23 protein-coding genes and 1 pseudogene are annotated in these 26200 nt (G+C 72.2%); 8 read left to right on the top strand and 16 right to left on the bottom strand.

Going from position 1 to position 26200, the window contains the following annotated elements; genetic code table 11:
• Positions 1-66: 66 nt before the first annotated feature.
• Positions 67-1161 (bottom strand): isopenicillin N synthase family dioxygenase, encoded by a 1095-nt coding sequence (locus tag ACFWRO_RS09805; protein ID WP_384506860.1) that lies wholly within the window; start codon positions 1159-1161, stop codon positions 67-69.
• Positions 1162-1459: 298 nt separating this feature from the next.
• Between ACFWRO_RS09805 and ACFWRO_RS09800 the strand changes: the two genes are divergently transcribed.
• On the top strand, positions 1460-3121 hold the full coding sequence (locus ACFWRO_RS09800) for an FAD-dependent monooxygenase (protein ID WP_384507190.1): 1662 nt from the start codon (positions 1460-1462) through the stop codon (positions 3119-3121).
• Here ACFWRO_RS09800 and ACFWRO_RS09795 read toward each other — a convergent pair.
• The 8 genes from ACFWRO_RS09795 to ACFWRO_RS09760 are packed head-to-tail and all read right to left on the bottom strand — an operon-like array spanning position 3073 to position 13412.
• Positions 3073-3798, bottom strand: coding sequence for a TetR/AcrR family transcriptional regulator (locus ACFWRO_RS09795; RefSeq protein WP_384506858.1), 726 nt, complete (start codon positions 3796-3798; stop codon positions 3073-3075). The two genes, ACFWRO_RS09800 and ACFWRO_RS09795, sit on opposite strands and share 49 nt — an antisense overlap.
• Positions 3786-4493, bottom strand: coding sequence for an enoyl-CoA hydratase family protein (locus ACFWRO_RS09790; RefSeq protein WP_384506856.1), 708 nt, complete (start codon positions 4491-4493; stop codon positions 3786-3788). The genes ACFWRO_RS09795 and ACFWRO_RS09790 overlap by 13 nt, the downstream gene beginning before the upstream one ends.
• Positions 4494-4515: 22 nt before the next feature.
• Positions 4516-6093, bottom strand: coding sequence for a 4-coumarate--CoA ligase family protein (locus ACFWRO_RS09785; protein WP_384506853.1), 1578 nt, complete (start codon positions 6091-6093; stop codon positions 4516-4518).
• 46 nt (positions 6094-6139) lie between these two features.
• The gene (locus tag ACFWRO_RS09780; protein ID WP_384506851.1) at positions 6140-7276 is read right to left on the bottom strand and encodes an acyl-CoA dehydrogenase family protein; all 1137 of its coding nucleotides are present in this window, start codon (positions 7274-7276) and stop codon (positions 6140-6142) included.
• Positions 7273-9228: an acetyl/propionyl/methylcrotonyl-CoA carboxylase subunit alpha gene (locus tag ACFWRO_RS09775; protein ID WP_384506848.1), complete on the bottom strand. Its 1956-nt coding sequence runs from the start codon at positions 9226-9228 to the stop codon at positions 7273-7275. Before ACFWRO_RS09775 ends, ACFWRO_RS09780 begins: the two co-directional genes overlap by 4 nt.
• A gap of 8 nt (positions 9229-9236) precedes the next feature.
• Positions 9237-10847, bottom strand: a complete 1611-nt coding sequence (locus ACFWRO_RS09770; protein ID WP_384506845.1) for an acyl-CoA carboxylase subunit beta — start codon at positions 10845-10847, stop codon at positions 9237-9239.
• Between the two features lie 19 nt (positions 10848-10866).
• On the bottom strand, positions 10867-12624 hold the full coding sequence (locus ACFWRO_RS09765; RefSeq protein WP_384506843.1) for an acyclic terpene utilization AtuA family protein: 1758 nt from the start codon (positions 12622-12624) through the stop codon (positions 10867-10869).
• Positions 12621-13412 (bottom strand): TIGR03084 family metal-binding protein, encoded by a 792-nt coding sequence (locus ACFWRO_RS09760; protein ID WP_384506841.1) that lies wholly within the window; start codon positions 13410-13412, stop codon positions 12621-12623. Before ACFWRO_RS09760 ends, ACFWRO_RS09765 begins: the two co-directional genes overlap by 4 nt.
• A 158-nt stretch (positions 13413-13570) precedes the next feature.
• Between ACFWRO_RS09760 and ACFWRO_RS09755 the strand changes: the two are divergent.
• Positions 13571-13765 (top strand): annotated as a pseudogene (locus tag ACFWRO_RS09755) (hypothetical protein); the annotation flags it as partial.
• A gap of 31 nt (positions 13766-13796) precedes the next feature.
• Here the strand turns inward: ACFWRO_RS09755 and ACFWRO_RS09750 are convergent.
• The gene (locus ACFWRO_RS09750) at positions 13797-14165 is read right to left on the bottom strand and encodes a hypothetical protein (RefSeq protein WP_384506838.1); all 369 of its coding nucleotides are present in this window, start codon (positions 14163-14165) and stop codon (positions 13797-13799) included.
• Positions 14166-14258: 93 nt separating this feature from the next.
• A complete protein-coding gene (locus tag ACFWRO_RS09745; protein WP_384506834.1) occupies positions 14259-15236 on the bottom strand; it encodes a DMT family transporter in 978 nt (325 codons plus the stop codon).
• A gap of 145 nt (positions 15237-15381) precedes the next feature.
• Between ACFWRO_RS09745 and ACFWRO_RS09740 the strand changes: the two genes are divergently transcribed.
• Positions 15382-16257, top strand: a complete 876-nt coding sequence (locus tag ACFWRO_RS09740; RefSeq protein ID WP_384506831.1) for a LysR family transcriptional regulator — start codon at positions 15382-15384, stop codon at positions 16255-16257.
• 23 nt (positions 16258-16280) lie between these two features.
• On the opposite strand, the gene ACFWRO_RS09735 is transcribed toward ACFWRO_RS09740, so the two are convergent.
• The 5 genes from ACFWRO_RS09735 to ACFWRO_RS09715 all read right to left on the bottom strand — a co-directional run bounded on the left by ACFWRO_RS09735 (position 16281) and on the right by ACFWRO_RS09715 (position 21264).
• A complete protein-coding gene (locus ACFWRO_RS09735) occupies positions 16281-17312 on the bottom strand; it encodes a hypothetical protein (RefSeq protein ID WP_384506828.1) in 1032 nt (343 codons plus the stop codon).
• A 49-nt stretch (positions 17313-17361) separates the two neighbouring features.
• Positions 17362-17955 carry an MBL fold metallo-hydrolase gene (locus ACFWRO_RS09730; RefSeq protein WP_384506825.1) on the bottom strand — a complete coding sequence of 198 codons (594 nt, stop codon included), beginning with the start codon at positions 17953-17955 and terminating at the stop codon, positions 17362-17364.
• Between the two features lie 347 nt (positions 17956-18302).
• Positions 18303-18719, bottom strand: a complete 417-nt coding sequence (locus ACFWRO_RS09725) for a hypothetical protein (protein ID WP_384506822.1) — start codon at positions 18717-18719, stop codon at positions 18303-18305.
• A gap of 96 nt (positions 18720-18815) precedes the next feature.
• Positions 18816-19964: a helix-turn-helix domain-containing protein gene (locus ACFWRO_RS09720; protein WP_384506819.1), complete on the bottom strand. Its 1149-nt coding sequence runs from the start codon at positions 19962-19964 to the stop codon at positions 18816-18818.
• Positions 19965-20634: 670 nt separating this feature from the next.
• Positions 20635-21264, bottom strand: a complete 630-nt coding sequence (locus ACFWRO_RS09715; RefSeq protein WP_328965562.1) for a helix-turn-helix domain-containing protein — start codon at positions 21262-21264, stop codon at positions 20635-20637.
• Between the two features lie 81 nt (positions 21265-21345).
• On the opposite strand from ACFWRO_RS09715, the gene ACFWRO_RS09710 reads away from it, so the two are divergent.
• The 5 genes from ACFWRO_RS09710 (at position 21346) to ACFWRO_RS09690 (ending at position 26187) form a co-directional block, all read left to right on the top strand.
• Positions 21346-22098, top strand: coding sequence for an MBL fold metallo-hydrolase (locus ACFWRO_RS09710; protein WP_327387315.1), 753 nt, complete (start codon positions 21346-21348; stop codon positions 22096-22098).
• A 23-nt stretch (positions 22099-22121) separates the two neighbouring features.
• Positions 22122-22766, top strand: coding sequence for an NAD(P)-dependent oxidoreductase (locus ACFWRO_RS09705; protein WP_384506816.1), 645 nt, complete (start codon positions 22122-22124; stop codon positions 22764-22766).
• 3 nt (positions 22767-22769) lie between these two features.
• Positions 22770-24035 (top strand): multidrug effflux MFS transporter, encoded by a 1266-nt coding sequence (locus ACFWRO_RS09700; protein WP_384506813.1) that lies wholly within the window; start codon positions 22770-22772, stop codon positions 24033-24035.
• Positions 24036-24382: 347 nt separating this feature from the next.
• Complete coding sequence (locus ACFWRO_RS09695; RefSeq protein ID WP_384506811.1) at positions 24383-24919, top strand: DUF4240 domain-containing protein; 537 nt, start codon at positions 24383-24385, stop codon at positions 24917-24919.
• Positions 24920-25218: 299 nt separating this feature from the next.
• Positions 25219-26187 carry a GlxA family transcriptional regulator gene (locus ACFWRO_RS09690; protein ID WP_384506808.1) on the top strand — a complete coding sequence of 323 codons (969 nt, stop codon included), beginning with the start codon at positions 25219-25221 and terminating at the stop codon, positions 26185-26187.
• Positions 26188-26200 lie beyond the last annotated feature (13 nt).

Genomic DNA, 26200 nt, shown 5'->3' with positions numbered 1-26200 from the left:
CGTGTCTCAGGCCGTCTCAGGCCGCCTCAGGCCGTCTCAGCCTGTCTCAGGCCGCCTCGGGCCGCCTCAGGCCGCCGTGAGCGGGCGCGCCTCCGCGAGCAGCAGGTCCGCGTGGTGGCGGGCCGCGGCCAGCGGGTGGGCGCGCAGCTTGCCCTTCAGTTCGTTGCGGCCGTACTCGGCGAACAGCGGGTTCGCCGGGTCGGTCGTGACCCCGGGCGCCGTCGAGGCGTACGGGAACGCCAGCGGGGCGATCCGGGCGTCGAGGCGCGGGTTGTAGAAGAACGGCACGGAGAAGCGTTCCGTCGCCGCGGGCGGCGAGACCACCCGGTGGTTGGTGGCGAGCAGGTAGCCGTTCGTCGCCACTTCGAGGAGCTCGCCGAGGTTCACGACGAACGCGCCCGGCAGCGGCGGCACGTCGTGGAAGAGGCCGTCCTCGCGCTCCACCTGGAGGCCGCCGACATGGTCCTGGAGCAGCAGCGTCAGGAAGCCGTAGTCCTTGTGGGCGCCGACGCCCTGATCGGCCCCGTCGCCCGCGCTGCCGGGGTAGCGCACCAGCTTCAGGTGCGGGTGGGCCCGGTCGCCGAACACGTCGTCGTAGAAGCCCTCGGGCGCGCCGATCGAGGCGAGCAGCTCGTGCAGCAGCCGCTCGGCGACGCCGCTCAGCCGCTCGACCCAGTTCAGCGCGGCGAGGCGCAGCTCGGGGAGGGCGGCGGGCCACTGGTTGGGGCCCTGGAGCCACCAGTACGGGGCCTCGCCGGGGCCGGGGACGCGCGCGGGGCGCTCGGCGCCGATGTCGAGCTGGTCCCGCCAGTCGCGGGAGCCGCCGGTGCGTTCGTCGCCGATGCGGGTGTAGCCGCGGAAGTGTGGCGAGTTGGTGGTGTCGAGCGCGAGCCGGTCGGCCTCCGGGAGGGCGAAGAAGGCCTTCATCGCGGAGGTCAGCGCCCTCGTCTCGGCCTCGGTGACGCCGTGCCCGACGAGCTGGAAGAAGCCGACGTCGTGGGCTGCGGAGTGCAGCTGGGCGTGGAGCAGTCGCCGGGCCTGCGGGCCGCGGTCGGCGGCGGAGAGGTCGACGATCGGCAGCTGGGAGCTGTACGGCTGCTCGGGCCTGTCCGGCTGCTGGGAGCTGTACGCCTGCTGGGTGGAGGAGGTGCTGTGCGTCATGGTGTGCGTCCGCGGGGTGTCCGGGGCCCGGGCGCGCCGCCAGGGGTGGGGCGGGGGGCGCGGGTGCCTGAAGAGAGGGGGGCTACGAGGTCAGGCGGAGCGCCGACAGCCCATGCTCGTGACGCGGAGGAAGTCCACGTGGCGGCGGCGTACGAGCGAAAGCATGCGACCAGCGTACTGCGGGGCGGGCCGTACGTATGTGGCGCGGGTCACGTCGCCGGGTGACCATGGTGTCCGGGAGCGGTCCGGGGGCCCGTCGCACTGGGAGGAACCCGTGGCAGACACCCGTACAAGCGCTGTGCCGACCGACGCGCCGACCGACGTGCTGATCGTGGGCGCCGGGCCCGTAGGCCTCAGCGCGGCCGCCGAACTGCGCAGGCGCGGCGTGCGCTGCCGGCTCGTCGACCGGCTGCCGGCCCGCCTGCCGTACGCGAAGGCCGTCGGCGTCCAGCCGCGCACCCTGGAGATCTGGGACCGGATGGGCCTGGCCCGGGCCGTCCTGGAGGCCGCGGTCCCGATGCGCGGCCAGCTGATCTACGTCAACGGCCAGGAGCGGGGACGGATCGAGCTCGAACTGCCGCCGGAGGTGCCGTACGGCTTCGCCGCGCTGCCGCAGTACGAGACCGAACGCCTCCTGGAGGAGTACGTCGCCGGTCTGGGCACGGTCATCGAGCGCTCCACGGAGCTGGTGTCGTTCGCGCAGGACGCGGACGGGGTGACGGCGCGGCTGCGGGCCGCGTCCGGCGCGGAGGAGGAGCTGCGGGTCCGGTACCTGATCGGCTGCGACGGCGCGCACAGCACCGTACGCAAGGGCCTCGGGCTCGGCTTCGAGGGCGGGGCGTTCCCGGAGGAGTACATGCTCGGCGACGTCGAGGCCGACTGGGACATGCCGTACGGGTACGGCATCCGGTCCATGCACGTCGGCCAGGACGGCTCGACGGACGACCTTCTGGTCTGCATCCCGCTGCCCGGGACGGGCCGCTACCGCATGTCGATGACGGTCCCGCCCGAGCTCTCCACCCACAGCGAGGGCGACGGGGTGGCACACGGTCTGGAGGGCGGCCGGGCGCCCGACCTTTCGCACATCCAGGCCGTCGTCGACCGGCTGGCCCCCGTGCCCGCCCGCGTCTCCGAACTGCGCTGGTCGTCGGTCTTCCGGATCAGCCACCGGATCGTCGACCGGTACGGCGAGGGCCGGGTGTTCGTCGCGGGCGACGCCGCCCACATCCACCCGCCGACCGGCGCCCAGGGCATGAACACCGGGATCCAGGACGCCTGCAACCTGGCCTGGAAGCTCGCCCTGATCCTGCGCGGGGAGGCCGGACCGGCGCTGCTCAGCAGTTACGACGCCGAGCGGCGCCCGGTCGGCGAGGAGGTCGTGGGCCGTACCGTCCGGCACGCGAGGCAGGGCATGGAGGCCGACCCCGACGACCCGACGACCCTGATGATGCGGGAGGCCCAACTCCTCGTCTCCTACCGGGACGGCCCGCTCGCGGACCATCCGTACGGCCCCGACGACGCGCCCCAGCCCGGCGACCGGGCCCCGGACTGCGCCGGCCTGACGACTCCCCTCGCCGCCTACCCGCTGCGGCTGCTCGACGTCCTGCGCGGCCGCACCGGGCACGTCCTGCTGCTGTACGCGGACAAGGCCGCCGAACTCGCGAGGGCTGCGGAGGCGGTCGCGGTGGTCGCCGAGGCGGTGGGCGGGGACCGGCCGACGACCGTCGCGGTGCTGGCGCGCGTGGGCGGGGACGACGTACGCGTACAAGGCGAGGTGCCCGAATACCGGGACGCGGGCGGGGAGTTCGCGCGGCTCTACCATCCGGACGGCCCGACGGGCTTCCTCGTCCGCCCCGACGGGCAGCTGGGCGCCCGCTTCCCGCTGGCGGGCACGGCGGCCGCGCTGACCGGCTACCTCGCGGCGCTCTCCGTACCGGAAACGGCACCGGCGCCGCTCTGAGTGCCCAGGACCTCGTCCAGGAGGACCGACCACTGCGCCACCACCCGCGCGCGGCGGCCCGCGTCGTCCGTGAGGAGCGTGGCGAGCCCCAGACCACGGGCCATGTCCAGGAACCCTTGCACCGTCTCCCGTACCCCCGGGACGGACTCGTCGGCTGCCAGCAGGGTCACGGCCATCCGGTGGGACTCGCGACCGACACGGGCCTCCAACTCCGTGACGCGGGCGTGCAGCTGGGGCGCGTGGGCGGCCGCGACCCAGAGGTGGAGGGCGGCGCGGAAGAGCGGCCCGGTGAACAGGTCCACGAGCGCGGCGACGGCCTCGCGGCGGTCGCGCGCCGGGAGCCCGCGCAGGGCCTGGGAGCGCTCCTCGGCGACGTACTCGACGGCCGCCGTGAAGAGGTCCTCGCGGGTCGGGAAGTGGTGCTGCGCCGCGCCCCGCGAGACGCCGGCCCGCTCGGCGACCACGGCGACGGTGGAGCCCGCCCAGCCGTGTTCGGCCAGGCAGGCCACCGCCGCCTCCAGGAGCCGCTGCCGGGTGGCGCGGCTCCTGTCCTGCTGCGGGCCTTGCTTGGGGGCGCCTTGCTTGGGGCCTTGCTGCGGGCCTTGCTTGGGGCCTTGCTTGGGGCCTTGGCTGGGGCCTTGGCTGGGGCCTTGGTTGGGGCCGGTCACAACCGCCATTCGGGGTCCCGTCGTTCGAGGAAGGCCGTCATCCCTTCGCGCGCCTCGGGGGAGGCGAAGAGCGTGGCCGACCTCTGGACCAGGTCCTCCGCGTCGCGCTCGAAGGTCTCCAGGACTCTAGCCGTGACCAGCCGCTTCGACTCGGCCAGCCCCTGCGGGGAGCCCAGGCGCAGCCCGTCGAGGATCGCGTCGAGGGAATCCGCCGTGGCGGTGACGAGCCCCATGGCGACCGCCTCCGCCGTACCGAACCGCTCCCCCGTCACGTAGTACCGCGCCGCCGCCCGGGGCTCCAGCTTCGGCAGCAGCGTCAGCGAGACGACGGCGGGCGCGACCCCGATCCGCGCCTCGGTCAGCGCGAAGTCGGAGCCCTCCGAGGCGACCACGATGTCGCACGCCCCGAGCAGCCCGAGCCCGCCGGCCCTCACGTGCCCGTCGACGACGGCCACCACGGGCTTCGGCAGCTCCACGATCTGCCGGAGCAGGTCCACGAAGGCGTACGGGCTCGGCGGCGCCTTCAGGTCCGCGCCCGCGCTGAACGTCGAGCCGGTGTGCGTGAGCACCACCGCCCGTACCGCCGGGTCCTGCGCGCACTCCGTGAACGCCGCCGCCAACTCGGCGACCAGGGCGGCCGAGAGGGCGTTGCGGTTCTCAGGGGAGTCGAGCGTAAGCGTGGCGATACCTAGATCCAACTTCAAGAGTCCACCTTCATCTCGGCTGTCATTCCCGATCCCGCAGCTCACGACGGAGGATCTTCCCCGAAGCGGCGCGCGGCACGCCGTCGATGAACTCCACGCGCCTGACCTTCTTGTACGGGGAGACCTTCCCCGCCACGTACGCCATCACGTCCTCGGCGCTGAGCCCGTCCGCGCCCACCTGCCGGACGACGTACGCCTTGGGGATCTCGGTGCCGTCCTCGTCGGTCACGCCGATGACGGCCGCGTCGGCGATGGACTCGTGGGTGAGCAGGAGGGCTTCGAGTTCGGCGGGGGCGACCTGGAAGCCCTTGTACTTGATGAGCTCCTTGACCCGGTCGACGACGAACAGCCAGCCGTTCTCGTCGACGCGGCCTATGTCGCCGGTGTGCACCCACCCTTCCGCGTCGATCATCGCGGCGGTGGCGTCGGGCCGCCCGAGGTACCCCTTCATGACCTGCGGCCCCCGGATGGCGACCTCGCCCTCCGCGCCCGGTTCGGCGTCCTTCGACGGGTCGTCCAGGGACAGGATCCGCATCTCGGTGGAGGGCAGCAGCTGCCCGACGGCGCCGGGCGGCGGGTTCTGCGCGGCGAGCGGAACGACGTGCGTGCCCGGGGACAGCTCGGTCATCCCGTACGCCTGCCGGACCGGCGGCAGCTTCAGCCGCGCCGAACACGCCTCGGCGAGCGAGGCGTCGAGCGGGGCGGCGGCGCTGACGATGTACTCCAGGGAGGACAGGTCGTACGCGGCGACGGCAGGGTGCTTGGCGAGCGCGAGGACGATGGGCGGGGCGACGTACAGGCCGTTGATGCGGTGGTTCTGGATGGCGGCGAGGAAGGTGTCGAGCTCGAAGCGCGGAAGAACGACGACGGTGGCGCCGTGCCGCAGGGGCGCGTTCATCAGCGCGGTGAGCCCATAAATATGAAAGAACGGCAGCACGGCAAGGATGCGATCCCCCGGCCGCATGGGCATCAGCGGATACAACTGCGCCAGATTGGTCGCGATGGACGTGTGCGTGAGCATCACGCCCTTGGGGACTCCGGTGGTGCCGGAGGAGTACGGCAGGACGGCGATGTCCTCGTCCGGATCGATCACGACGACGGGCTCGGGGGCGGAGGAGCCGAGCATCGACTGCAGGGACCGAACCCCCTCGCCCTCGGGGGCCTGGTCGCAGACGAAGATCTCCTCGATGCCACCCGCGAGTTCGGCCGCCCGGCGGGCGGACGGCAGGAGCGGGGAGACGGTGACGATCCAGCGCGCTGAGGAGTCCTGGAGCTGCTTGGCGAACTCCTCGGGCGTCGCCAGCGGATGCACGGTGGTGACGGACGCGCCGGCCCGGGTGGCCGCGTAGAACGCGACGGGATACAGCACGGTGTTGGGGCTGTGCAGCGCGAGCACGTCCCCCTTCCGCACCCCCGCCTCGGCAAGCCCGGCGGCGACGCGCCGATGGAACGCGTCGACCTGGGCGTACGTGAGGCTCAGCTCCCCCGCCCCGTCGATCAGCGCCGGAACGTCCCCGAACTCGGCGGCCCGGCCGAGGACGGCGTCATGGATGGGAAGGGAGACGGCCGGAACATCCGCGTACTCGCTGTGAAACACCATGTGTGCCCCCTGGAGAGGTGGAAGGTGGTCGCCAGGATGGACCGGATCAGTACGACTTGGGGAGACCCAGGGACTGGTGGGACACGTAGTTCAGGATCATTTCCCGGCTGACCGGGGCGATGCGGGCCACGCGGGAGGCGGCGATCAGGCGGGCCAGGCCGAACTCTCGGGTGAGGCCGTTGCCGCCGAGGGTGTGGACGGACTGGTCGACGGCCTTCACGCAGGCTTCGCCGGCCGCGTACTTGGCCATGTTGGCGGCCTCGCCCGCGCCGATGTCGTCGCCGGCGTCGTAGAGCTGCGCGGCCTTCTGCATCATCAGCCGGGCCAGCTCCAGCTCGATGTGGGCCTGGGCGAGGGGGTGCGCGATGGCCTGGTGGGCGCCGATCGGGGTCTTCCAGACCTGGCGCTCCTTCGCGTACTTCACGGCCTGGGCGAGGGCGTAGCGGCCCATGCCGATCGCGAACGCCGCCGTCATGATGCGCTCCGGGTTGAGCCCGGCGAAGAGCTGGAGCAGCCCCGCGTCCTCGTCGCCGACGAGCGCGTCGGCCGGGAGGTGGACGTCGTCGAGCGTCAGCTCGAACTGCTTCTCGTTCGCGTCCAGTTCCATCTCGATCTGCCGACGCCCGAACCCGGGGGCTTCACGGGGGACGATGAACAGGCAGGGCTTGAGGTTGCCCGTCCGGGCGTCCGACATCCGGCCGACGATCAGGGTCGCGTCGGCGATGTCGACACCCGACACGAACACCTTGCGGCCGTTGAGGACCCAGCCGTCCTCCGTCTTCGTGGCCGTGGTCGTGATCCGGTGGGAGTTGGAGCCCGCGTCCGGCTCGGTGATGCCGAAGGCCATGGTGAGCGAGCCGTCCGCCAGACCCGGGAGCCAGCTCCGCTTCTGTTCCTCCGTGCCGAAGCGGGCGATGACCGTGCCGCAGATCGCGGGCGAGACCACCATCATCAGGAGCGGGGCGCCTGCGGCCCCCGCCTCCTCCAGGACGATCGACAGCTCGGCCATGCCGCCGCCCCCACCGCCGTACTCCTCGGGCAGGTTCACGCCCAGGTAGCCGAGCTTGCCCGCCTCCGCCCACAGCGCCGCACGGTCGAACCCGGGGCCGTGGCGGTGGCCGAGCGCCGCGACGGCGGCGCGGAGCGCGGTCAGCTCTTCGCTTTCGATCATCGTGCTGCTCATGCGGTCTGGTCCTCCTGTGCTTCGGTCTGCACGGACTGCTCGGACTGCTGTACTACGGCTAGCAGGGCGCCCACCTCCACCTGGCGGCCCGGGGTCGCATGGAGCGCGGTCAGCGTGCCGGAAGCGGGGGCGGTGACGCGGTGCTCCATCTTCATCGCCTCCAGCCAGAGGAGCGGCTGCCCGGCGGTCACCCGGTCCCCGACCGTGAGACCCTCCGCGACCCGGACGACGGTGCCGGGCATGGGGGCCAGGAGAGAGCCGGGCTCGCGCTGGTCCGCCGCGTCGGGGAAGCGGGGGTGGACCGTTAGCCGGTGGCGGCCTACGTGGACGGTGGTGCTGTCGTCGCCGTATGTCGCGACCTCGAAGGACCTGACCACGCCGTCTACCTCAAGGCGTACGTGGTCCGGCGAGGCGGACTCGACCCGGACGCCCTCGGGCGCGGTGACCGCGTACCCGCCGTCGCGGGTGGGGCGGTACCGGACCTCGTGCTCGCCGTACGTCTTGACCTGGTCCTGCGAGGCGAGGTTCCGCCACCCGCCCCCGAACCGGCCCCGCCGCCGCGCGGCGTCCGCGAGCGCGGCGGCGACGGCGGCGTACGCCTCGCCGGGCGACGCCTGGGTGAGCGCGTCGAGATTCCGCTCGTAGAACCCGGTGTCAAGCCGCGTCGGATCCCGGAACTCGGGGTGCCGGAGGGACCCGACGAGCAACTCCCGGTTGGTGACAGGACCGTGCACCCGGGCCGTCTCCAGCGCGCGTGCGAGCTTGCGGATCGCCTCGGGGCGGGTGGGCGCGTGGACGACGACCTTGGCGAGCATGGCGTCGTAGTGGACACCGATGGTGTCGCCTGAGGCGTAGCCGGCATCGACCCGCGTCGCGGCCGCGTCGCCGGAGCCGTAGCCGGCGTCGACACGCGTCGCGGCCGGGACGACCTCCAGCGCGTGCAGCACGCCCGCCTGGGGCGTCCAGCCCGACGCCGGGTCCTCCGCGTAGAGCCGGGCCTCGATGGCGTGGCCGGTCGGGGCCGGGGGCTCCGGCGGGAGCGGGGTGCCCTCGGCGACCGACAGCTGGAGGCGCACCAGGTCCACCCCGTACACCTCCTCCGTCACCGGGTGCTCCACCTGCAGCCGCGTGTTCATCTCCAGGAAGTGCGCCCGCCCGTCCGCGACCAGGAACTCCACCGTCCCCGCGCCCACGTATCCGACCGCCTTCGCGGCGGCGACGGACCGGGCGTACAGGGAGTCGACGAGTTCGGGCGCGAGTCCCGGCGCCGGGGACTCCTCGATGACCTTCTGGTGGCGGCGCTGGAGCGAGCAGTCGCGCGTACCGAGCGCCCACACCGCGCCCTGCCCGTCCGCCAGGATCTGGACCTCGACGTGGCGGCCGTTCTCCACGTACGGCTCGACGAACACCTCGCCGTCCCCGAACGCGCTCGCCGCCTCCGCCGAGGCCGCCTTCAATTCTCCGTCCAGTGCGGCGAGTTCGCGGACGATCCGCATGCCGCGCCCGCCGCCGCCCGCCGCCGCCTTCACCAGGACCGGCAGGTCCGCCTCGGTGACGTCGGCGGCCGCGAGCGGGGGGATCCCGAGGAGTTCCTTGCCCCGCGTCTTCGAGGCCATCGCCTCGATCGCCTCCGGCGGCGGCCCGATCCACACCAGGCCCGCGTCGAGCACGGCCCGCGCGAACTCCGCGTTCTCGGAGAGGAAGCCGTACCCCGGGTGCACCGCGTCCGCGCCCGCCGCGAGCGCCGCCTTCACGACCAGGTCGCCACGGAGGTACGTCTCCGAGGGCGCCGCCCCCGGCAGCCGTACCGCCGCGTCCGCCTCCCGTACGTGCAGCGCGCCGGCGTCCGCGTCCGAGTACACCGCGACCGTCGCGATGCCGAGTTCGCGGCAGGTGCGGAAGACCCGGCAGGCGATCTCGCCCCGGTTGGCGACGAGCAGGGTTCCGATCATGGGTGGCCTCACATCCGGAAGACGCCGAAGCCGCCGCGCGCGCCCTCGACCGGTGCCGTGTGGATCGCGGACAGGCACAGCCCGAGGACCGTGCGGGTGTCGCGGGGGTCGATGACGCCGTCGTCGTACAGCCGCCCGGACAGGAACATCGGCAGCGACTCCGACTCGATCTGCGCCTCGACCATCGCGCGCAGCCCGGCGTCCGCGTCGTCGTCGTACGGCTGCCCCTTCGCGGCGGCGCTCGCCCGCGCGACGATCGAGAGCACACCGGCGAGCTGCTGCGGGCCCATGACGGCCGACTTGGCGCTCGGCCAGGCGAAGAGGAAGCGCGGGTCGTAGGCCCGGCCGCACATGCCGTAGTGCCCGGCGCCGTACGACGCGCCCATCAGCACGCTCAGATGCGGCACCCGGCTGTTCGACACCGCGTTGATCATCATGGCGCCGTGCTTGATGATGCCGCCCTGCTCGTACTCCTTGCCGACCATGTAGCCGGTGGTGTTGTGCAGGAAGAGCAGGGGGATGTCGCGCTGGTTGGCTAGCTGGATGAACTGCGCCGCTTTCTGCGACTCGGCGCTGAACAGCACGCCCTGGGCGTTGGCGAGGACGCCGACCGGGTAGCCGTGGAGCTCGGCCCAGCCGGTCACCAGGCTCGGCCCGTACAGCGGCTTGAACTCGTCGAAGTCCGAGCCGTCGACGATGCGGGCGATGACCTCGCGCGGGTCGAAGGGGGTCTTCAGGTCCCCCGGCACGATCCCGAGCAGCTCGTCCTCGTCGTATTTCGGCGGCTCTGCCATCGCGCCGTCGCGGCCCGGATCGGGGTGCGCCTTGCGGTGGTTGAGGCGGGCGACGATCCGGCGGGCCTGGCGCAGCGCGTCGGTCTCGTCGACGGCGTAGTGGTCGGCGAGACCGGACGTACGGGCGTGCATCTCGGCTCCGCCGAGCGACTCGTCGTCGCTCTCCTCTCCCGTCGCCATCTTCACCAGCGGCGGACCGCCGAGGAAGACCTTCGACCGCTCCTTGATCATCACGGTGTGGTCGGACATGCCGGGGACGTACGCCCCGCCGGCCGTCGAGTTGCCGAAGACGACCGCGATGGTGGGGATGCCGGCGGCGGAGAGCCGGGTGAGGTCGCGGAAGAGCGCGCCGCCGGGGATGAAGATCTCCTTCTGGGACGGCAGGTCGGCGCCGCCGGACTCGACGAGCGAGATGACCGGGAGCCGGTTGGCGTACGCGATCTCGTTCGCCCGCAGGGCCTTCTTCAGGGTCCATGGATTGGAGGCGCCGCCGCGTACGGTCGGGTCGTTGGCGGTGACCAGGCACTCGACGCCCTCGACCACCCCGATGCCGGTGACGATCGACGCGCCGACCGGGTAGTCGCTGCCCCAGGCGGCGAGCGGGGAGAGCTCCAGGAAGGGCGTGTCCGGGTCGAGAAGCAGCTCGATCCGCTCCCGCGCGAGCAACTTGCCGCGTTTGCGGTGCCGTTGGACGTACTTCTCCCCGCCGCCCGCGAGCGCCTTGGCGTGCTCGGTGTCGAGGGCGGCGAGCTTGTCGAGCATGGCGGCGCGGTGGGCGGCGTAGTCGGGTCCGCCGGTGTCGAGGGCGGAGGCGAGGACAGTCACAGCAGTTCCTCCGGGTCGGTCACAGGAGTTCCTCCGGTACGTCGTTCACAGGAGTTCCTCCGGGGCGGTCACAGCTGCTTTCCAGGACGTCCACCGGGACGTCGAGTTCGCGGGCGCGGAGCCACTCGCCGAGGGCCTTGGCCTGGGGGTCGAAGCGGGCCTGGGAGGCGACGCCTTCGCCGAGGATGCCGGTGACGACGAAGTTCAGGGCGCGGAGGTTGGGCAGGACGTGCCGTACGACGTCGAAGTCCCGGGCCTCCGGGAGGAGTTGCTTCAGCGCGTCGACGGTCAGGGCGTGAACGACCCACCGCCACGCGGCCTCCGTACGCACCCACACCCCGACGTTCGCGTCGCCTCCCTTGTCGCCGCTGCGGGCCCCGGCGACGAGCCCGAGCGGCGCGCGGCGCGTCGGCCCGCCGTCGGGCAGGGGCGCGGGCAGCGGCGGTTCGGCGACGGGCTCCAGATCCCGAGTCCGTACGGGCCCTACGGGTACGGGGAGGGTGACGCGGGTCCCGTCGGGCAGGACGGCGGTGTGCGGTACGTCGGAGGCGGGGACGTACGCGGCCTCGAAGACCCCGTAGGGGGCGCCCTTGCCGGGTGGGGCGGTGACGTGGAAGCCGGGGTAGCTGGAGAGGGCCAGTTCGATCGCGGCGCCGGTGAGGGCGCGGCCGACGGGTTCGGGGGCGGGGTCGCGGACGACGAGCCGGAGGAGGGCGCTTGCGGTCTCCTCGGTGTCGGCGTCGCTCTTGTCCGTCCGGGCCAGCTCCCAACGGACGTCGGCGGGCCGGGACTTGGCGCGCTCGAAGGCGTCCTCCACCTGTTCCTTCACGAGCTGGGCCTTGGCCTCGATGTCGAGGCCGGTGAGGACGAAGACGACCTCGTTGCGGTGGCCGCCGATCCGGGTGAGCCCGGCCTTGAGGGTGGGCGGCGGGGCCTCGCCCCGTACGCCGTCGATCCGCACCCGGTCGGGCCCGTCCTGGGTGAGCCGTACGGTGTCGAGCCGGGCGGTCACGTCGGGCCCGGCGTACCGCGCGCCGGCCGTCTCGTACAGGAGCTGCGCGGTGACGGTGCCGAGGTCGACGACGCCGCCGGTGCCGGGGTGCTTGGTGATGACGGAGGTGCCGTCGGGGTGGATCTCGGCGAGCGGAAACCCGGGACGGCGCAGGTCGCGCGGGTCGTGGTGGGTGAAGAAGGCGTAGTTGCCACCGGTGGCCTGCGTACCGCACTCCAGGACGTGCCCGGCGACGACCGCGCCGGCCAGCGCGTCGTACTCCTCCGGCCCCCACCCGAACCTCCACTGGGCGGGTCCTGTGACGAGGGCGGCGTCGGTGACGCGGCCGGTGACGACGACGTCGGCGCCGGCGGCCAGGCAGGCGGCGATGCCGGCGCCGCCGAGGTAGGCGTTGGCGGTCAGGATGCCGTCGCGGGGCGGGAGCCGGTCGCCCTCGACGTACGCGATCCGGGTGGGCAGCCCGAGCCGGTCGGCGAGGGCACGGAGGGCATCGGCGAGGCCGGCGGGGTTGAGGCCGCCGGCGTTGGTGACGATGCGGACACCGCGCTCGTGGGCGAGGCCGAGGCCCTCCTCCATCTGACGCAGGAAGGTCTTGGCGTAGCCGCCCTTCGGGTCCTTCAGGAGGTCGCGGCCGAGGATGAGCATGGTGAGCTCGGCGAGGTAGTCGCCGGTGAGGACGTCGAGTTCGCCGCCGGTGAGCATCTCGTGGACGGCGTCGAAGCGGTCGCCGTAGAAGCCGGAGGCGTTGCCGATACGAAGGATCACGCCTGCTCCTTCGCCGGCCGCCCGCCGCCGGGGGGTCCGGCGAAGGCCTGGGCGATGGTGAGCCAGTGCTCGGCGTCCGCGCCTTCCGCCGCGAGGGCCGTGTCGTGGCGGTGGACGCGCTGGGTGACGAGGAGGCAGAAGTCGAGGGCGGGGCCGGTGATCCGCTGGGCGGAGTCCTCGGGTCCGTAAGCCCACTCCTCACCGCCCGGTCCGACGAGCTCGACCCGGAACGCCTCGGCGGGCGGTTGGAGCCCCCGTACGAGATAGGCGTAGTCGCGGGCGCGGACGCCGATCCAGGCGACGTGGCGCAGGCGGGCGGTGGGCGGGCGGACGGCCCCGAGGGCGTCGGCGATGTCCTGGCCGTGCGCCCAGGTCTCCATGAGGCGGGCGGTCGCCATCGAGGCGGCGCTCATGGGCGGCCCGTACCAGGGGAAACGGGCGCCGGGCGGGGCGGTGGCCAGGGCCGTCCAGAGCCGCTCGCGGCCGACGCGCCAGCGCCCGAGGAGGTCGGCGGGGGCGAGCGCGGCGCCCTCGGCGGCGCCGTCGTCGACGAACGACTCGGGCGCGGCGAGCGCCTTCTCGGCCTCGACGCGGAACCCCTCGGCGTCGGTGACGGCGAGGAGCGCGGCGCGGTCGGTCCAGGCGAGGTGGGCGATCTGGTGGGCGACGGTCCAGCCGGCGGCGGGGGTGGGCGCGGCCCATCTCGTGTCGCTCAACTCAGCGACGAGCCGGTCGACTTCCTCGCTCTCACGGCGTAGGTCGTCGAGAACGACGGCGGGGTCGGACACGGTGCGCTCCCCTCGGGACACGGGCGTGTGCGGAGGAGCATGTCAGTGGCGGGAGAAACAATCAAGCATGCTTGCTTGTACTGCCGGAAATTCCCCCCGAGGGCTCGTCCGGGCCAGCCAATTCCCGTACGAGCGAACGCCCTTGGCGCGGATCTGGGGAACTACAGCTCGGCACCGGCAAGGCCAAGATCACGGTCCCGCGCGACGCGATCATCGACCTGGAGGACCTCCAGACCGGCTGGAAGCCCACCCTCCACAAGCCCCACCGCAACTCCCGCCCCACGGGCCCGACCATCCACATCACCGGCGCCATCGGCTTCGGCCGCCTGAAAATCCGCCACGCCCGCCACTGAGACCGCGTTCTGCGGCCAGGCGAGGAGCCACTTAGGCGCCGGCGCTCCCCTCCGCCTGCGCCTCCGCTTCCGCTTCCGCTTCCGCTTCCGCCCAGGCCAACTGCGCGTCGGTCAGCGAGGGGGCGAACCCTCCCGGGAACATCAGCATCGTCGACTGCGGCCACATGTTCTCCGGCCCGTGCTCGTCGCAGTGCAGGGCGATGACATGCGGCCCTTCCCCGCAGGCCTCGTGCCAGTAGGGGCGGTCATGCGTCTGGCAGAAGTACGTGAACCTCCAGCAGTCGTCCTCCTCGGCCGGCTCGTAGAAGCCGGGATCGCGAACGACCGTGGTCACCGGTTCCTGCCGGTTGAACCGGGGGATGGGCCGGGGGTCGCACCACAGCAGTCGAGGAGGCAGCACGCCCCCATCCTGCGGTACGTCCGTGAGCCGCGGCACGCCCGCTGGCTGCGGTACGTCCGCGAGCTGCGCCCACCCCGCGGATGCGCCCGCGGTCTACGCCTCCGGGACCGGCCCGATCCGCTTCGTCTGGGTGCGGACCGCGCCCATGCTTGCCGCGATGACGAGGGCGATGGCGAGGGCGTCCAGGAGGGAGAGGCCCTGGCTCAGGACGAGGAAGCCCGCCGTTGCGGCGATGGCCGGTTCGAGGCTCATCAGGATGGCGAAGGTGGGGGCGGGGAGGCGGCGGAGGGCCAGGAGTTCGAGGGTGTAGGGGAGGACCGAGGACATCAGGGCGACCGCGAGGCCGAGGGCGATCGTCGAGGGGACCAGGAGCTTGTCGCCCGCCTCGATGATGCCGAAGGGCAGGCTCAGGACCGCGCCGAAGGCCATCGCGAGCGCCAGCCCGTCCGCCTGCGGGAAGCGTCGGCCGGTCCGGGCGCTGAACACGATGTACGTCGCCCACATCGCGCCCGCCGCCAGGGCGAAGCCGGCGCCGACCGGGTCCAGGCGGTCGAAGCCGCCGCCGGTGAGCATGCCGCTGAGCAGGAGGACGCCGCCGAGCGCCAGCCCCGCCCAGATGAGGTTCGAGAGGCGGCGCGAGGCGATGACCGAGAGGAGCAGCGGGCCGAGGACCTCCAGGGTCACGGCGGCGCCGAGGGGGATCCGGTCGACGGCCTGATAGATGAAGATGTTCATCCCGGCCATCGCGGTGCCGAAGGCGACGATCGTGCCCCAGTCGGCCCGGTTGTAGCCACGGACCTTCGGGCGGCAGACGATCAGCAGGACCACGGCGGCGAGGACGAGCCGCAGCGTCACCACGCCGAGCGCGCCGGCGCGCGGCATCAGCAGGACGGCGACGGCCGAGCCGAACTGGACGGACAGGCCGCCCGCTACGACGAGTGCCACCGGGCCCAGGCGGGTCGCGCGAGCCGGGGCAGTCGGCGTGCGCTCACCCGTCGCCGTCCGCGCGCCCCCCGTCCGCGCGGCCGCCGTCGTCGCGCCCGCCGTCGTCTCCTTGACCGGGCTGTCCACCGGCTCACTCCCCTGCAGGATGGTTCATCAGACTGGACTTACCAGTCCAGGATAGTGGACCCGTCAAGAGGGCTCCGACACTCACGCTAAGCCGTCCCGCGCGGCGCGTGAAATGCCGATTGGGCTGCGGTTATGCTCCGGACGCATGAGTCAAGGGAGTCGCTCGGGCATCGAGCTCCGCCACCTTCGCGCCTTTCTCGCCATCGCGGAGGAGGGGAACGTGACCCGGGCCGCCGCCCGGCTCCACCTCACCCAGCCCGCGATGTCCCGCACCCTCGCCGCCCTGGAGAAACACCTCGGCGTCCGGCTCGTCGACCGTTCCACGCACCACCTCGCGCTCACCGCCGAGGGCCGCGCCTTCCACGACCGCGCGGCGGCGGCCGTGGCCGCGTTCGACGCGGCCCTGGACCCCGCCCGGCTGCGCCACCGCCCGCTGCGGCTCGGGCACGCGTGGTCCGCGTACGGCCCGTACACCACCCCCTTGCTACGGCGCTGGCAGCGCGAGCACCCCGAGACCCCGCTCGAACTCCTCCGCATCGACGACCGCACGGCCGGCCTCGTCCGGGGCGAGGTGGACGCCGCGCTGCTCCGGGGCCCCGTCGACGCGCCCGGCCTGGCGACCGAGGAGCTGGCCACCGAGGACCGGGTGGCCGCCGTGGCGACGGACAGCCCGCTGGCGTCCCGTACGTCCCTCACCCTGGCGGACCTCGCGAGCGAGACGATCGTCCTCAACACCGTCTCGGGCACCACCACCCCGACCCTCTGGCCCGCGCCCCAGCGCCCGGCCACGACCCTGACGGTCGGCAACACCGACGACTGGCTCACCGCGATCGCCGCCGGCCGGGGCGTCGGCGTCTCCTCGGCCTCCACGGCGGCCATGCACCCCCACCCGGGCGTCACCTACCGCCCCCTCCCCGACGCCCCCCGGATCCCGGTCCTCCTGGCCTGGCGCGACACCTCCCCCCACCCGGCGACGCGGCTGCTCGTGGAGCTGGCCCGGGAGATCGCCCGGGAAGCGTGAGAACGCACGCGCACCCCGCCCCCTCACCACCGCGACGCGTGGTCGCGCTCCAGAGCCTCCCCAGCCTCCCCCGGCCGGGACCTGGCGCCGACGACGACGCGCGCCGTCACCGCGGCCGTCAGGACGAGGACACCCGCGAAGGCGCCGAGGGTCACCGCGTCCGGGTGGATCAGGGACTGCCCCCGGGCCGCCTGCGAGGTCACCACCGCGACCAGACCCCAGAGGCCGAGCGCGGCACAGCCCACCAGGCGGGAGCGGACCCGCTCGTCCCGCAGCCGGACGTGCCGGGCCGACAGCGCGGTCAGCACCACCGTGAGCAGCAGCAGGACCTGGATGCCGTGCAGGGCGAAGAAGTGCGGGACCCGGAAGTCGCCTCCGGTCACGCTCCAGTTCGTGAGGGCCATGCCGTGGCCGTCGGGGTCGCCTATGCCGTGGCCCTGGTACATCGGGATGGCGTCGCCGTTGGCGTCGGTGAGGGTACGGGGGTGCACCCCGGTCACCATCCAGTAGAGCGGCACGAGCATGCCGAAGGTCGCGAGTCCGAGCCCCGCGCGGATCGCCCGGTTCAGGTCCCTGCCGCCCGTACGCTGCCTCAACACGACGACACAGACGATCAGTTGCGCGATGACGATGACCATCACGCCGAAGGTGAGGATCGGTACGAGGGCCAGGGTGACCGGGTCGGTCCGGTCGGCGTTGAAGTGGCTGAACGTGCCGCGCGCCGCCTGCACGGTGATGGCGCCCACCTCGGTGACGGCGGCCACCGCGAAGACGGTGCCCACCCACCAGGCGAGCCGCCTGCCACGGTCCAGTCGGGCCAGCAGCCAGGCCAGCGTGGCGGAGTAGAGGGCGAAGGCGAAGCCGAACTTCAGCGGCTTCACCCAGACCGGCTCCCCCAGCAGGGTCCGGTCGTCCACGGCCACGCCGACCCCGCTGACGACCGTGAGGACGGCCAACAGGACGGCGCACACCGTCAACGGGCGGTGCCATGGGCGGCTGCGGCGCGCGTCGGCGGCGGGGGTGGGGCCGGGCGGGGCGGGATCGGGCAACGACATGGTGGGGTCCCCCTGTGTGACGGTCGACGGTACGGAAGCGGGCGTACGGCTAGAGCACTGCCTCGTCCCCCGCCGGGAACGGTCCCCCGTGACCCGGGACGATCACGTCGGAGGTCTTCAGGACCCGCAGGCGGGAGGTGCGGAGCTGGTCGCGGTCGGGGGCGACCGGGTCCTCGGCCGGGCCGTCCGGGCGCCACCAGAGGTCGCCGACGAAGGCGACGACGCCGTCCGCCGTGCCCGCGAGGAGCGTGATGTCCTCGGGGCTGTGCCCCGGGGTGCGGATCAGCCGCAGGGACGAGGTCAGTTCATGGCCCTCGGCGTCGCGGTCGGTCCACTGGTCGTTCAGGTACTCGGCCTTGTGGTCGTGGACGCGCGCCCGGCCGAACAGGCCGACGTTCATGGTGTTGTCGGGGTGGTGGTGGCTGAGCACGACGTCGGTGATGTCGTCCGGGCCCAGGCCCAGTTCGGCCAGCGGTCCGAGGATCCGGTCACGGCTCGCCACCATGCCGGGGTCGACGATCACATGGCGGTCGCCGTCGGTCACGTACGAGACGGTGGCGGCGACGCCCGGGCCCGTGGAGGTGGTGTAGCCGGTGGTCAGGACGGTGTAGGTGGCGGTGTTTCCGCGCGGCTGGTCTGTCATGTCCTCAGCTTCGCCCGGCGGAAGATCGCCGACGAGTGGCCGTACTGCCACCCATCGCGGGTTTTGTGCCAGAGCCTGCGGCGCGGGCGGGACGGGGCGCGCACGTGCGTGCCGGAACTCACGAGCCGGTCCGTGCGCGCGCCGGACCGTGCGCGTGGTCTTCGGTGGGGTGCCGACGCCACGCTCGTCCGGCCGGAGTGGCACAGCTTCGTGGCGGTGACTATGCCTGGTGGGTCAGGTGGTGGCAGATGTTCCTTAACCGGTCACACGCCGCGCTGGTGTCGGTGGTCGCCCGCTGCTTGGGGCCGGCGCGCCTCAGCGGATCGGGGCGATGCCCGGGCGGTCGATCAGAAGTGCGGGTCGAGCAGCGAGCCGAAGGTGTAAGTGCCCGACGGCTGGAGGAAGCTCGGGTCGGTGAGGTACGCCGTCGCCGAACCGGGCTTGGACAGGCTGGACGTCTGCTCGTAGTAGCCGTTGTGGGGGACGATGCAGTCCTTCCACGTGTAGGTGCCCGTGGCCAGGTAGATGTCGCGGGTCGGCGTGCGGGTGCCCCCGAGGATCTGCGTCCACGTGTAGGTGCCGCTGGCCAGGTACATGCTCCTGGTGGTGCACGCGCTGACGTTTGCCCCACTCGGTTCGCCGTCCAGCCACACACTCCGCGTGTTGTACGCCGTGTCGGCCGCGCTCGCCGGGCTCCCCGCGAGCGTCACGACCGCCGTCGCCGCGGCCGCCGCGGCCGCGAACTTGCTGATCTTTCCAGCCATGCGATGTCTCCCCTGATGAATGGTTGCCGATCGGCACTCACACCATGAGTAGCCGTCGGTCGCCCTGCTCAGGGCGGGGCGACCGGCCTCCCCAACTCACGCTGTGGCGCTGTCTCCAGCGGAGAATCTAGGCCCGAGGAGCGTGCGGTGGTGTTCATGGCGTGCAGGGTTTCTGTGCTCTGCGTGCCGTGGGGCGGCCAGGGAGAGCGCACGGTGTTCGGTAGGGGGGATTCCGTAGGCTTCGCGGAACGCCCGGCTGAACCTGGTAGCGCTGGAGAAGCCCCAGCGGGCCGCGATCGCCTGAACGGGCTGACCGCTCAGTTCCCGGGATGCGAGGTCGGTGTGGGCGCGCTCCAGCCGGCTTCGGCGGATGTGTGCCGCGATGGTCAGGGGCTGGTCGGCGAAGAGGGCGTAGAGACTCCGCAGGGACATGTTGTGCCGGTCAGCGATCATCTGAGGAGTCAGGCTCGGGTCGCCGAGGTTGGTCTCGATGAAGCGGTAGGTCCGCTGCAGCGTCTCCTGCGCACGGGCCTCGGCAGGCGCCTCACCAGGGTCACCGAGCTGCCGCGCGAGAAACGCAGTGGCCAGGTCGAGAGTGACGGACCCCATTGCGCGCAGCTCCTCCGGGCGACAGCGCGGGCCGCGTGCCAGCAGCGTCTTCAGGAAGTCCGCGAGGATCGCCCCTGACCCCACGTCTGCCGCCAAGCTCCGTGCGAGGAGGCGGTCCACCCGGTCCGACCTCAGTGCCAGGGCCTGACGGGGAATCTGCATGACGACCGACTCGGCCTGTCCGCCCATGCATGCCCCCTCACTCGGCCGTGAGGTGTCGGTGAGCACGAGTCCCCCCGCGACCAACGATTCGTTGCCCCGCTGGGAGATCCTGAAAGCACCTTGTGTGAGGAGCGCCAGCTGCACGTGCTCGGGATCGCCACGACGGACATGAGTCAAGGTGCGCCGCGAGAGCACCGGTGAGCAGGTCAAAGCAGTCAGCCGTACCACGCCGAGATCCAGGTCCGTGATGCTCGCCCGGAAGCCGGCGGCACGGCGGGTGCTGATCATGACGGGCATCACGGCGCTGGACACCGTCTCGCAGAACCAATCGAACCCGTCCTCACCCTCCCCGACAGCATCCGGCGCAATCAGCAACCCCATGCGATCCCCCCGCTCCTCGACGTGGCGGCAATCCAGCCCCTCACCGGTTCGTCGCACAGCCGTGCCCACCCCCACCGCCACGTGATCAATCATCAGACACGTTCTTTCGGACGCATGCTCGTTTCGTCCACGCTGCGGACCCGGTCAGACCCAGTGGGGGAGCAGCGCTCGGCGCGGGTTGCGGCGAGGGAGTCGCTCCAGTGTGCAGGGCACCGGTGGCCAGGCTCGAACTCCTCACCGGTCCGCTCACCGGGATCTACGACCCCAACGGCATGGGCGCCATGTTCTTCGCCGTCCTCGCCTTCGCCGGGCAGATCGAGCGCAACTACATCCGGGAGAAGACCCTCGAAGGCCAGGTCATCGCCGCCTCCAAGGGCAACCACGGCGGACGACCGAGGGTCATCGACGACGACATGCTCACCTTCGCCGTCGCCCTCAAGGACAAGGGCGTCCCCGTCCCCGGCATCGCGAAGAAGCTCACCCTCAAGGTCGGGAAGAACGCGGGCAAGTCCCCCTCGGTCGCCTCGCTCTACCGGGCGCTCGCGGAAGCCGAGGCCGCCGAGGTGGACGACGGCCTGCCGCTGCGGCCCAAGCCCGTACGCATCCGCAGGCCCGAGGACCCGCTCACCCCCCGAGGAGATCGACCTCCGCGAGGGCCTCCAGGCCCAGCCCCATCCGAACGCGGAGATCCGCAGCTGACGGCAGCGATCAAGTGCTTAGCGCCAACGGCTGTACCGATGGTCCTACCAGTCTCACACCCGGATCAGCGGGGCAGGATGCGCAGTACTGCCTCGCGTTCGCCGCTGAGCCGCAGGCCTTGCTGTACTGCGGCGCTCAGATCGAGGTCGCCGAGCAGGGTCGCGGCCAGCAGGTGCGGCGGTCCGGTCAGTGACGCGGTGGGGTGGTCGACCCGGCCGGCGTGTGTGTGCACCGAGCCGTCCTTGACTTCGATAACCAGGTCCTCGCTGCCGTCGGCGTGCAGTTGCAGGGCGATTGCCGGCTGGTCGGGGCGGTGGTCGGTCAGTGCCCGGGCGGGCATGTCCAGCCAGTGGGTGCGGAAGGTGTCGCTGCCGCCCGGCTCACGCAACAGCGGCACGCCCCACCGGCTCAGCTCCCGCAGCACCGGCTCCAGCTCGCGGCCACGCTCGGTGAGGGAGAACAGGGTGGTGGCCACCGGCGGCGGGGCGGCCTCACGGTGGATCAGGCCGGCTTCCTCGAGTTCGCGGAGCCGGTCGACCAGCAGGTTGCTGGCGATCCCGGGCAGCCCGTTGCGCAGGTCGGTGTGCCGGCACGGACCCAGGGCGAACAGTTCACGGACGATCAGCAGGGTCCATCGGTCGCCGATGGTGTCCAGTGCTTTCGCGATGCCGCAGTACTGCCCGTAGGTGCGCATGCCACCACCCTACATCGTGGTGTTGAGATTCAAAACTCTCTTGTTGACTTTCTCAACAACATCGGTCTAGCGTCGCTGCCCATGACCCCCACCCTTTCCGTGCGTCGGCTGGCCTGGGCCGGCGTCGAGATCCGTCTCGGCGACACCCGCCTGCTGATCGATCCGCTCGAGAACGTCGCTCCGCTGGCGCCGGTGATGGGGCCGCCGCACCGGCCGGTCGACCCGGTCGATACCCCGCCCGGCACCCACGCCCTCATCACCCACCTGCACCCCGACCACTACGACCACGACCTGATCGCCCGGATCGCGGCCACCGGCACGATCGGCTGCCACACCCCGAGCGCGGCGGCGCTGCACGAGGTGGGCATCACCCCCGTTGCCCAGGACCTGGGCCAGTCACGCCGCATCGGAGAGCTGACCGTCACCCCGGTGACCTCGCTGGACTGGCGCGGCAACGACTGTGACCAGGTCGCCTGGGTCGTCGAAGGCGCCGGCCGGCGGGTCATTCACTGCGGCGACACCCAGTGGCACGGCAGCTGGTGGCAGATCGCCCGCGACCACGGCCCGTTCGACGTCGCGTTCGTCCCGGTCAACGGCGTCATCGCCCACTTCGAGGGCTACGCGGCCAACGTCCCGGCGACCATGACCCCCGAGCAGGGCGTCGAGGCCGCCGTCGCACTCGGCGCCGGCACCGTCTGCGCCATGCACTACGGCCTGTTCCACAACCCGCCGTTCTACACCGAACAACCCGACATCGAGCAGCGCTTCCAGCACGCCGCCGACGAGCGCGGCATCACCGCGGCCATCATCGCCGACGGCCAGCCCGTCCTCTGAGCATCAGAAACAAGGAGCAACACATGAAGATCGTCCTGTTCGGTGCCAGCGGCAACATCGGCCGGCCCACCACCGAGGAACTACTGCGTCGCGGCCACACCGTCACCGCGGTCACCCGAGCCGGCCACGTCGACGGACTCAAGCACAAGGCCCTGACCGTGACCACCGGTGACGTCACAGACGCCGCCGCGGTCGCCGGCCTCGCCGCCTCCCACGACGCCGTACTGTCGGCCGTCGGCCCCCGGATCGGCCAGGAGAACGACCGCGCCACGATCGTCGGTGCCGCCCGTGCGCTGATCGACGGACTCCGCCGAGTCGGCGTCACCCGCCTGGTCACCATCGGCGGTGCCGGTAGCCTGCGCACGCCGACCGGTGCCCGGGTCATGGACGACCCGGACTTCCCCGCGCTGTGGAAGGCCAATGCCGAGGCCCAGTCCGAAGCGCTCGACCTCTACCGCGGCGTGCACGACCTCGACTGGACGTACGTGTCGCCCGCCGCGGTCATCGGAGCGGGCGAGCGGACCGGGGCCTACCGCAGCGCCGGGGACACCCTGCTCACCGACGACGACGGCAACAGCCGCATCTCGTACGCCGACTACGCGATCGCCCTGGCCGACACGATCGAGAGCGGCACCGCGATCCGCCGCCGCATCACCGTGGCGTACTGAGCCATGAGCAACGACGCCGCCGGCCGGCAAACCCGCTTCATCGTCCTGCTCGCAGCGCTCGTGGCCCTGGGACCACTGTCCATCGACGGCTACCTGCCCGGACTGCCGGACCTCGCCGGCGACCTGCGCGCCAGCGCCGCGGCCACCCAGCTCACCATCACCGCCTGCCTGGCCGGGCTGGCCATCGGGCAGCTGATCGCCGGGCCGCTGAGCGACACCTACGGCCGGCGGCGTCCGTTGCTGGCGGGCCTCGCCCTCTACACGATCGCCAGCGCGCTCTGCGCGGTGGCACCCGACGTCCGGACACTCATCGGCCTACGCCTGGTCCAGGGCATCGGCGGGGCGTTCGGCATCGTCATCGCCAACGCCATGGTCCGCGACCGCACCTCCGGAACCCGCACCGCACGTCTCTTCTCCGCACTGACCTTGATCACCGGCCTGGCGCCGGTGTTCGCGCCGGTCCTCGGCGGCCAGCTACTGCGCGTCACGGCCTGGCCGGGGATCTTCGTGGGCCTGGCCGTACTCGGCGCCGTGATGCTGGCGGCCTCCGCCGCAGGACTGCCGGAGACCCGGTCCTCCGCGTCACGCCAGCCGCTGCCGGCTGTCGTCGGGCAGCTGCTCAGCGACCGGGTCTTCACCGGGTACGTCCTGGCCAACGGCCTGGTCTTCGCGGCGATGTTCGCCTACATCTCCGGCTCGCCGTTCGTCCTGCAGGAAATCCACGGCCTGTCACCGCAGCAGTACAGCGCCGTGTTCGCCGTCAACGCCGCCGGACTCATCGCGGCCGCCCAGATCAGCGGCCGGCTGGTGGCCCGGGCCGGCGCCCGCGTGCTGCTGCTCGCCGGTCTGCTGGGCGCGACAGCCGGTGGCACCGCGGTCCTGGGCACGGTGCTGACACGGGCACCCCTGCCCGTGCTCCTGATCGGCCTGTTCGTCCTGGTCTCCAGCGTGGGCCTGGTCATGCCGAACGCCGCGGCCCAGGCCCTGGCCGACCACGGCGGACACGCCGGGTCGGCAGCCGCTCTGCTCGGCTTCAGCCAGTTCATGTTCGGCGGGGCACTTGCTCCGCTGGCCGGCGCGGGTGGCACCACCGACGCCTTGCCGATGGGAATCATCGTCGCCGTGCTGCCGGCGCTCGCTCTGCTCACACTCGGCGTCCTCACCCGGTCGATGCCCGGTGAGCGCACTCGCAGGCTGGCTCGCCAAGGACCTGCCGGGCACCGGCGACCGCGCCGGCACATCGATCGCAGACGAGCCGGCATCCAGTGAATCGGGCCGGCGTCTGGCGAACAGGGTGATTCCGCGATCAGCGTCACAGACGTACGACGACGGTCGGGTGCGGCGACGCGTGGAACGCGAAAGATCGGCGTCCCGCCGCAACGAGGCAGGACCTCCGCGATCCGCCGGCTCGTCCTCCAAGCCCCGGCACCCATCACCGCGAAGGCACTCGGCTACCACGACAAGACCGCCACCCGCCTGGTCACCGAAGCCGGAGGAACCTGGAGTCGATATGCACCTGGCGACCACACACGCTGACAGGAGCGACGTGGCTGCTCTGGTGAGCCAAGCTCCCGCGACCGGCCCGATGTCAGTACCAGGTGGCAGGCTCTGCCTCCATGAACAAGCAGCAGTTCTGGCAGCTCATTGAGGCAGCCCGCAATCAGGCGTCCAACCCGAGCGACGGCGAAGCGGTCGCTCGCGAGGCGACCTCGCTGCTGGCCTCCCGGCCGGTCGAGGAGATCGTCGCAGCTGAGCAGGTTCTGTGGGACCTGATGGTTGACTCCTACAGCAATCCTCTCTGGGCCGCTGCTTACCTTGCCAACGGTGGGTGCTCTGACGACGGCTTCGACTACTTCCGCGGCTGGCTGATCGCTCAGGGCTGTGAAGTATTCGAGCGCGTAGTCGCTGATCCCGATGCCCTGGCAGAACTGCCCATCGTTCAAGCCTCCGCAGCCGACGGCGTCGACCTGGAGGGTGAGGACATGCTGGGCATCGCCTGGAACGCACACATCTCGGCGACCGGTGATCAGCTCCCAGCGAGCCCACCCACCATCCGCTACCGGGAGCTGGACCCCACCTGGAACTTCGATTTCGATGACCACGACGAAGTGACCCGCCGACTGCCCCGCTTGGCAGCTCTCTATCTGGAGTAAGCGGAAGCTCGCAGTCACAAGACGAGGTCCAACAGCGGAGAACGAGACTCCCGGATCACTGTCGGTCATCTCATCGGGCCATGCACACGCCTCGGCTGACGAATACGCGACACCTCAACATACGCGTCTACCAGTCCCATGGCCGGTACCGGACCCTCGATAGCCGGATCTTCCGCGTGCCGGAGCCACACCCCCGCGCCGGAGCCACCACCCCGTCACGGAGCCACACCCCCGCGCGGGAGCCACCCCCGCCCCCGGCCCGTCGCCCCCCGTACCGCCCCCGTGCCACACTCCCCCGCATGCCGCCCTTCCTGAGCGTCGCCGCCTATGCCCCGCCCCGTGTCGGGATGCTTGCCGTCGGGCTGGTGTCCGAGGTGTTCGCCGCGCCGCCCGCGGGGCTTCCGCGCTTCGACTTCGCGCTCTGCGGCGACGTCCCCGGGCAGGTCCCCACCGACCTCGGGGTGCCGCTCACCGTCGACCACGGGCTCGACCGGCTCGCCTCGGCCGATCTCGTGCTCGTCCTCCCCTGGGCCGACTTCCGCACCCCGCCGCCCGCGCCCGTGCTCGACGCGCTCCGGGCCGCCCACGCGCGCGGGGCGCTCGTCGGGTCGCACTGTGTCGGCGCGTTCGCGCTCGCCGCGGCCGGGCTGCTCGACGGGCTGCGGGCCACCACCCACTGGCGGTTCGCCGACCTGCTCGCGCAACGCCACCCGTCCGTCACCGTCGAGCGGGACGCCCTGTACGTAGACGAGGGCCGGATCCTCACGGGCGCGGGCGCCGCCGCCGGATTCGACCTCTGTCTGCATCTGCTGCGCCGCGAGTACGGGGCCGCCGCCGCGAACGCCGTCGCCCGCGACCTCGTCCTGTCGCCGCACCGCGACGGCGGCCAGGCGCAGTACGTCACCGCCCCCGTACCCGAGGACTGCGAGGACGAACGGCTCGGCGGCGTCCTCGCGTGGGCCCGCGAACACCTCCACGAGCCGCTGCCCGTGGCCGAACTCGCCCGCCGCGCCCTGATGAGCCGCCGCTCCTTCGCCCGCCGCTTCACCGCCGCGACCGGGACCACTCCGCACGCCTGGGTCCTCGGCCAGCGGCTCGGCCGGGCGGAGGAGCTCCTGGAGACGACCGACCTCCCGGTCGAGGAGATCGCCCGCCTCGTCGGCTATGGCAGCGCCGCGGTCCTGCGCGAACAGTTCGTCCGCCGCCGCGGCGTCCCGCCCCGCACCTACCGGCGTACGTTCACCAGGACCGCGGCCGTCGAGACCTAGACCCCGCCCGACT

It is taken from the genome of Streptomyces sp. NPDC058579 (assembly GCF_042718575.1).
In the GTDB taxonomy this organism is placed as follows: domain Bacteria; phylum Actinomycetota; class Actinomycetes; order Streptomycetales; family Streptomycetaceae; genus Streptomyces.
The sequence above is the reverse complement of the archived record's forward strand: the minus strand, read 5'-3'. Positions and strand labels throughout refer to the sequence as shown.

What these genes read in the sequence shown, in the direction of transcription:
- ACFWRO_RS09805 (WP_384506860.1), bottom strand. Translation starts at nt 1,161, where the DNA reads ATGACGCACAGCACCTCCTCCACCCAGCAGGCGTACAGCTCCCAGCAG.
- ACFWRO_RS09795 (WP_384506858.1), bottom strand. Translation starts at nt 3,798, where the DNA reads ATGGCGGTTGTGACCGGCCCCAACCAAGGCCCCAGCCAAGGCCCCAGC.
- ACFWRO_RS09785 (WP_384506853.1), bottom strand. Translation starts at nt 6,093, where the DNA reads ATGGTGTTTCACAGCGAGTACGCGGATGTTCCGGCCGTCTCCCTTCCC.
- ACFWRO_RS09780 (WP_384506851.1), bottom strand. Translation starts at nt 7,276, where the DNA reads ATGAGCAGCACGATGATCGAAAGCGAAGAGCTGACCGCGCTCCGCGCC.
- ACFWRO_RS09775 (WP_384506848.1), bottom strand. Translation starts at nt 9,228, where the DNA reads ATGATCGGAACCCTGCTCGTCGCCAACCGGGGCGAGATCGCCTGCCGG.
- ACFWRO_RS09740 (WP_384506831.1), top strand. Translation starts at nt 15,382, where the DNA reads ATGAGTCAAGGGAGTCGCTCGGGCATCGAGCTCCGCCACCTTCGCGCC.
- ACFWRO_RS09735 (WP_384506828.1), bottom strand. Translation starts at nt 17,312, where the DNA reads ATGTCGTTGCCCGATCCCGCCCCGCCCGGCCCCACCCCCGCCGCCGAC.
- ACFWRO_RS09730 (WP_384506825.1), bottom strand. Translation starts at nt 17,955, where the DNA reads ATGACAGACCAGCCGCGCGGAAACACCGCCACCTACACCGTCCTGACC.
- ACFWRO_RS09725 (WP_384506822.1), bottom strand. Translation starts at nt 18,719, where the DNA reads ATGGCTGGAAAGATCAGCAAGTTCGCGGCCGCGGCGGCCGCGGCGACG.
- ACFWRO_RS09720 (WP_384506819.1), bottom strand. Translation starts at nt 19,964, where the DNA reads ATGATTGATCACGTGGCGGTGGGGGTGGGCACGGCTGTGCGACGAACC.
- ACFWRO_RS09715 (WP_328965562.1), bottom strand. Translation starts at nt 21,264, where the DNA reads ATGCGCACCTACGGGCAGTACTGCGGCATCGCGAAAGCACTGGACACC.
- ACFWRO_RS09710 (WP_327387315.1), top strand. Translation starts at nt 21,346, where the DNA reads ATGACCCCCACCCTTTCCGTGCGTCGGCTGGCCTGGGCCGGCGTCGAG.
- ACFWRO_RS09705 (WP_384506816.1), top strand. Translation starts at nt 22,122, where the DNA reads ATGAAGATCGTCCTGTTCGGTGCCAGCGGCAACATCGGCCGGCCCACC.
- ACFWRO_RS09700 (WP_384506813.1), top strand. Translation starts at nt 22,770, where the DNA reads ATGAGCAACGACGCCGCCGGCCGGCAAACCCGCTTCATCGTCCTGCTC.
- ACFWRO_RS09695 (WP_384506811.1), top strand. Translation starts at nt 24,383, where the DNA reads ATGAACAAGCAGCAGTTCTGGCAGCTCATTGAGGCAGCCCGCAATCAG.
- ACFWRO_RS09690 (WP_384506808.1), top strand. Translation starts at nt 25,219, where the DNA reads ATGCCGCCCTTCCTGAGCGTCGCCGCCTATGCCCCGCCCCGTGTCGGG.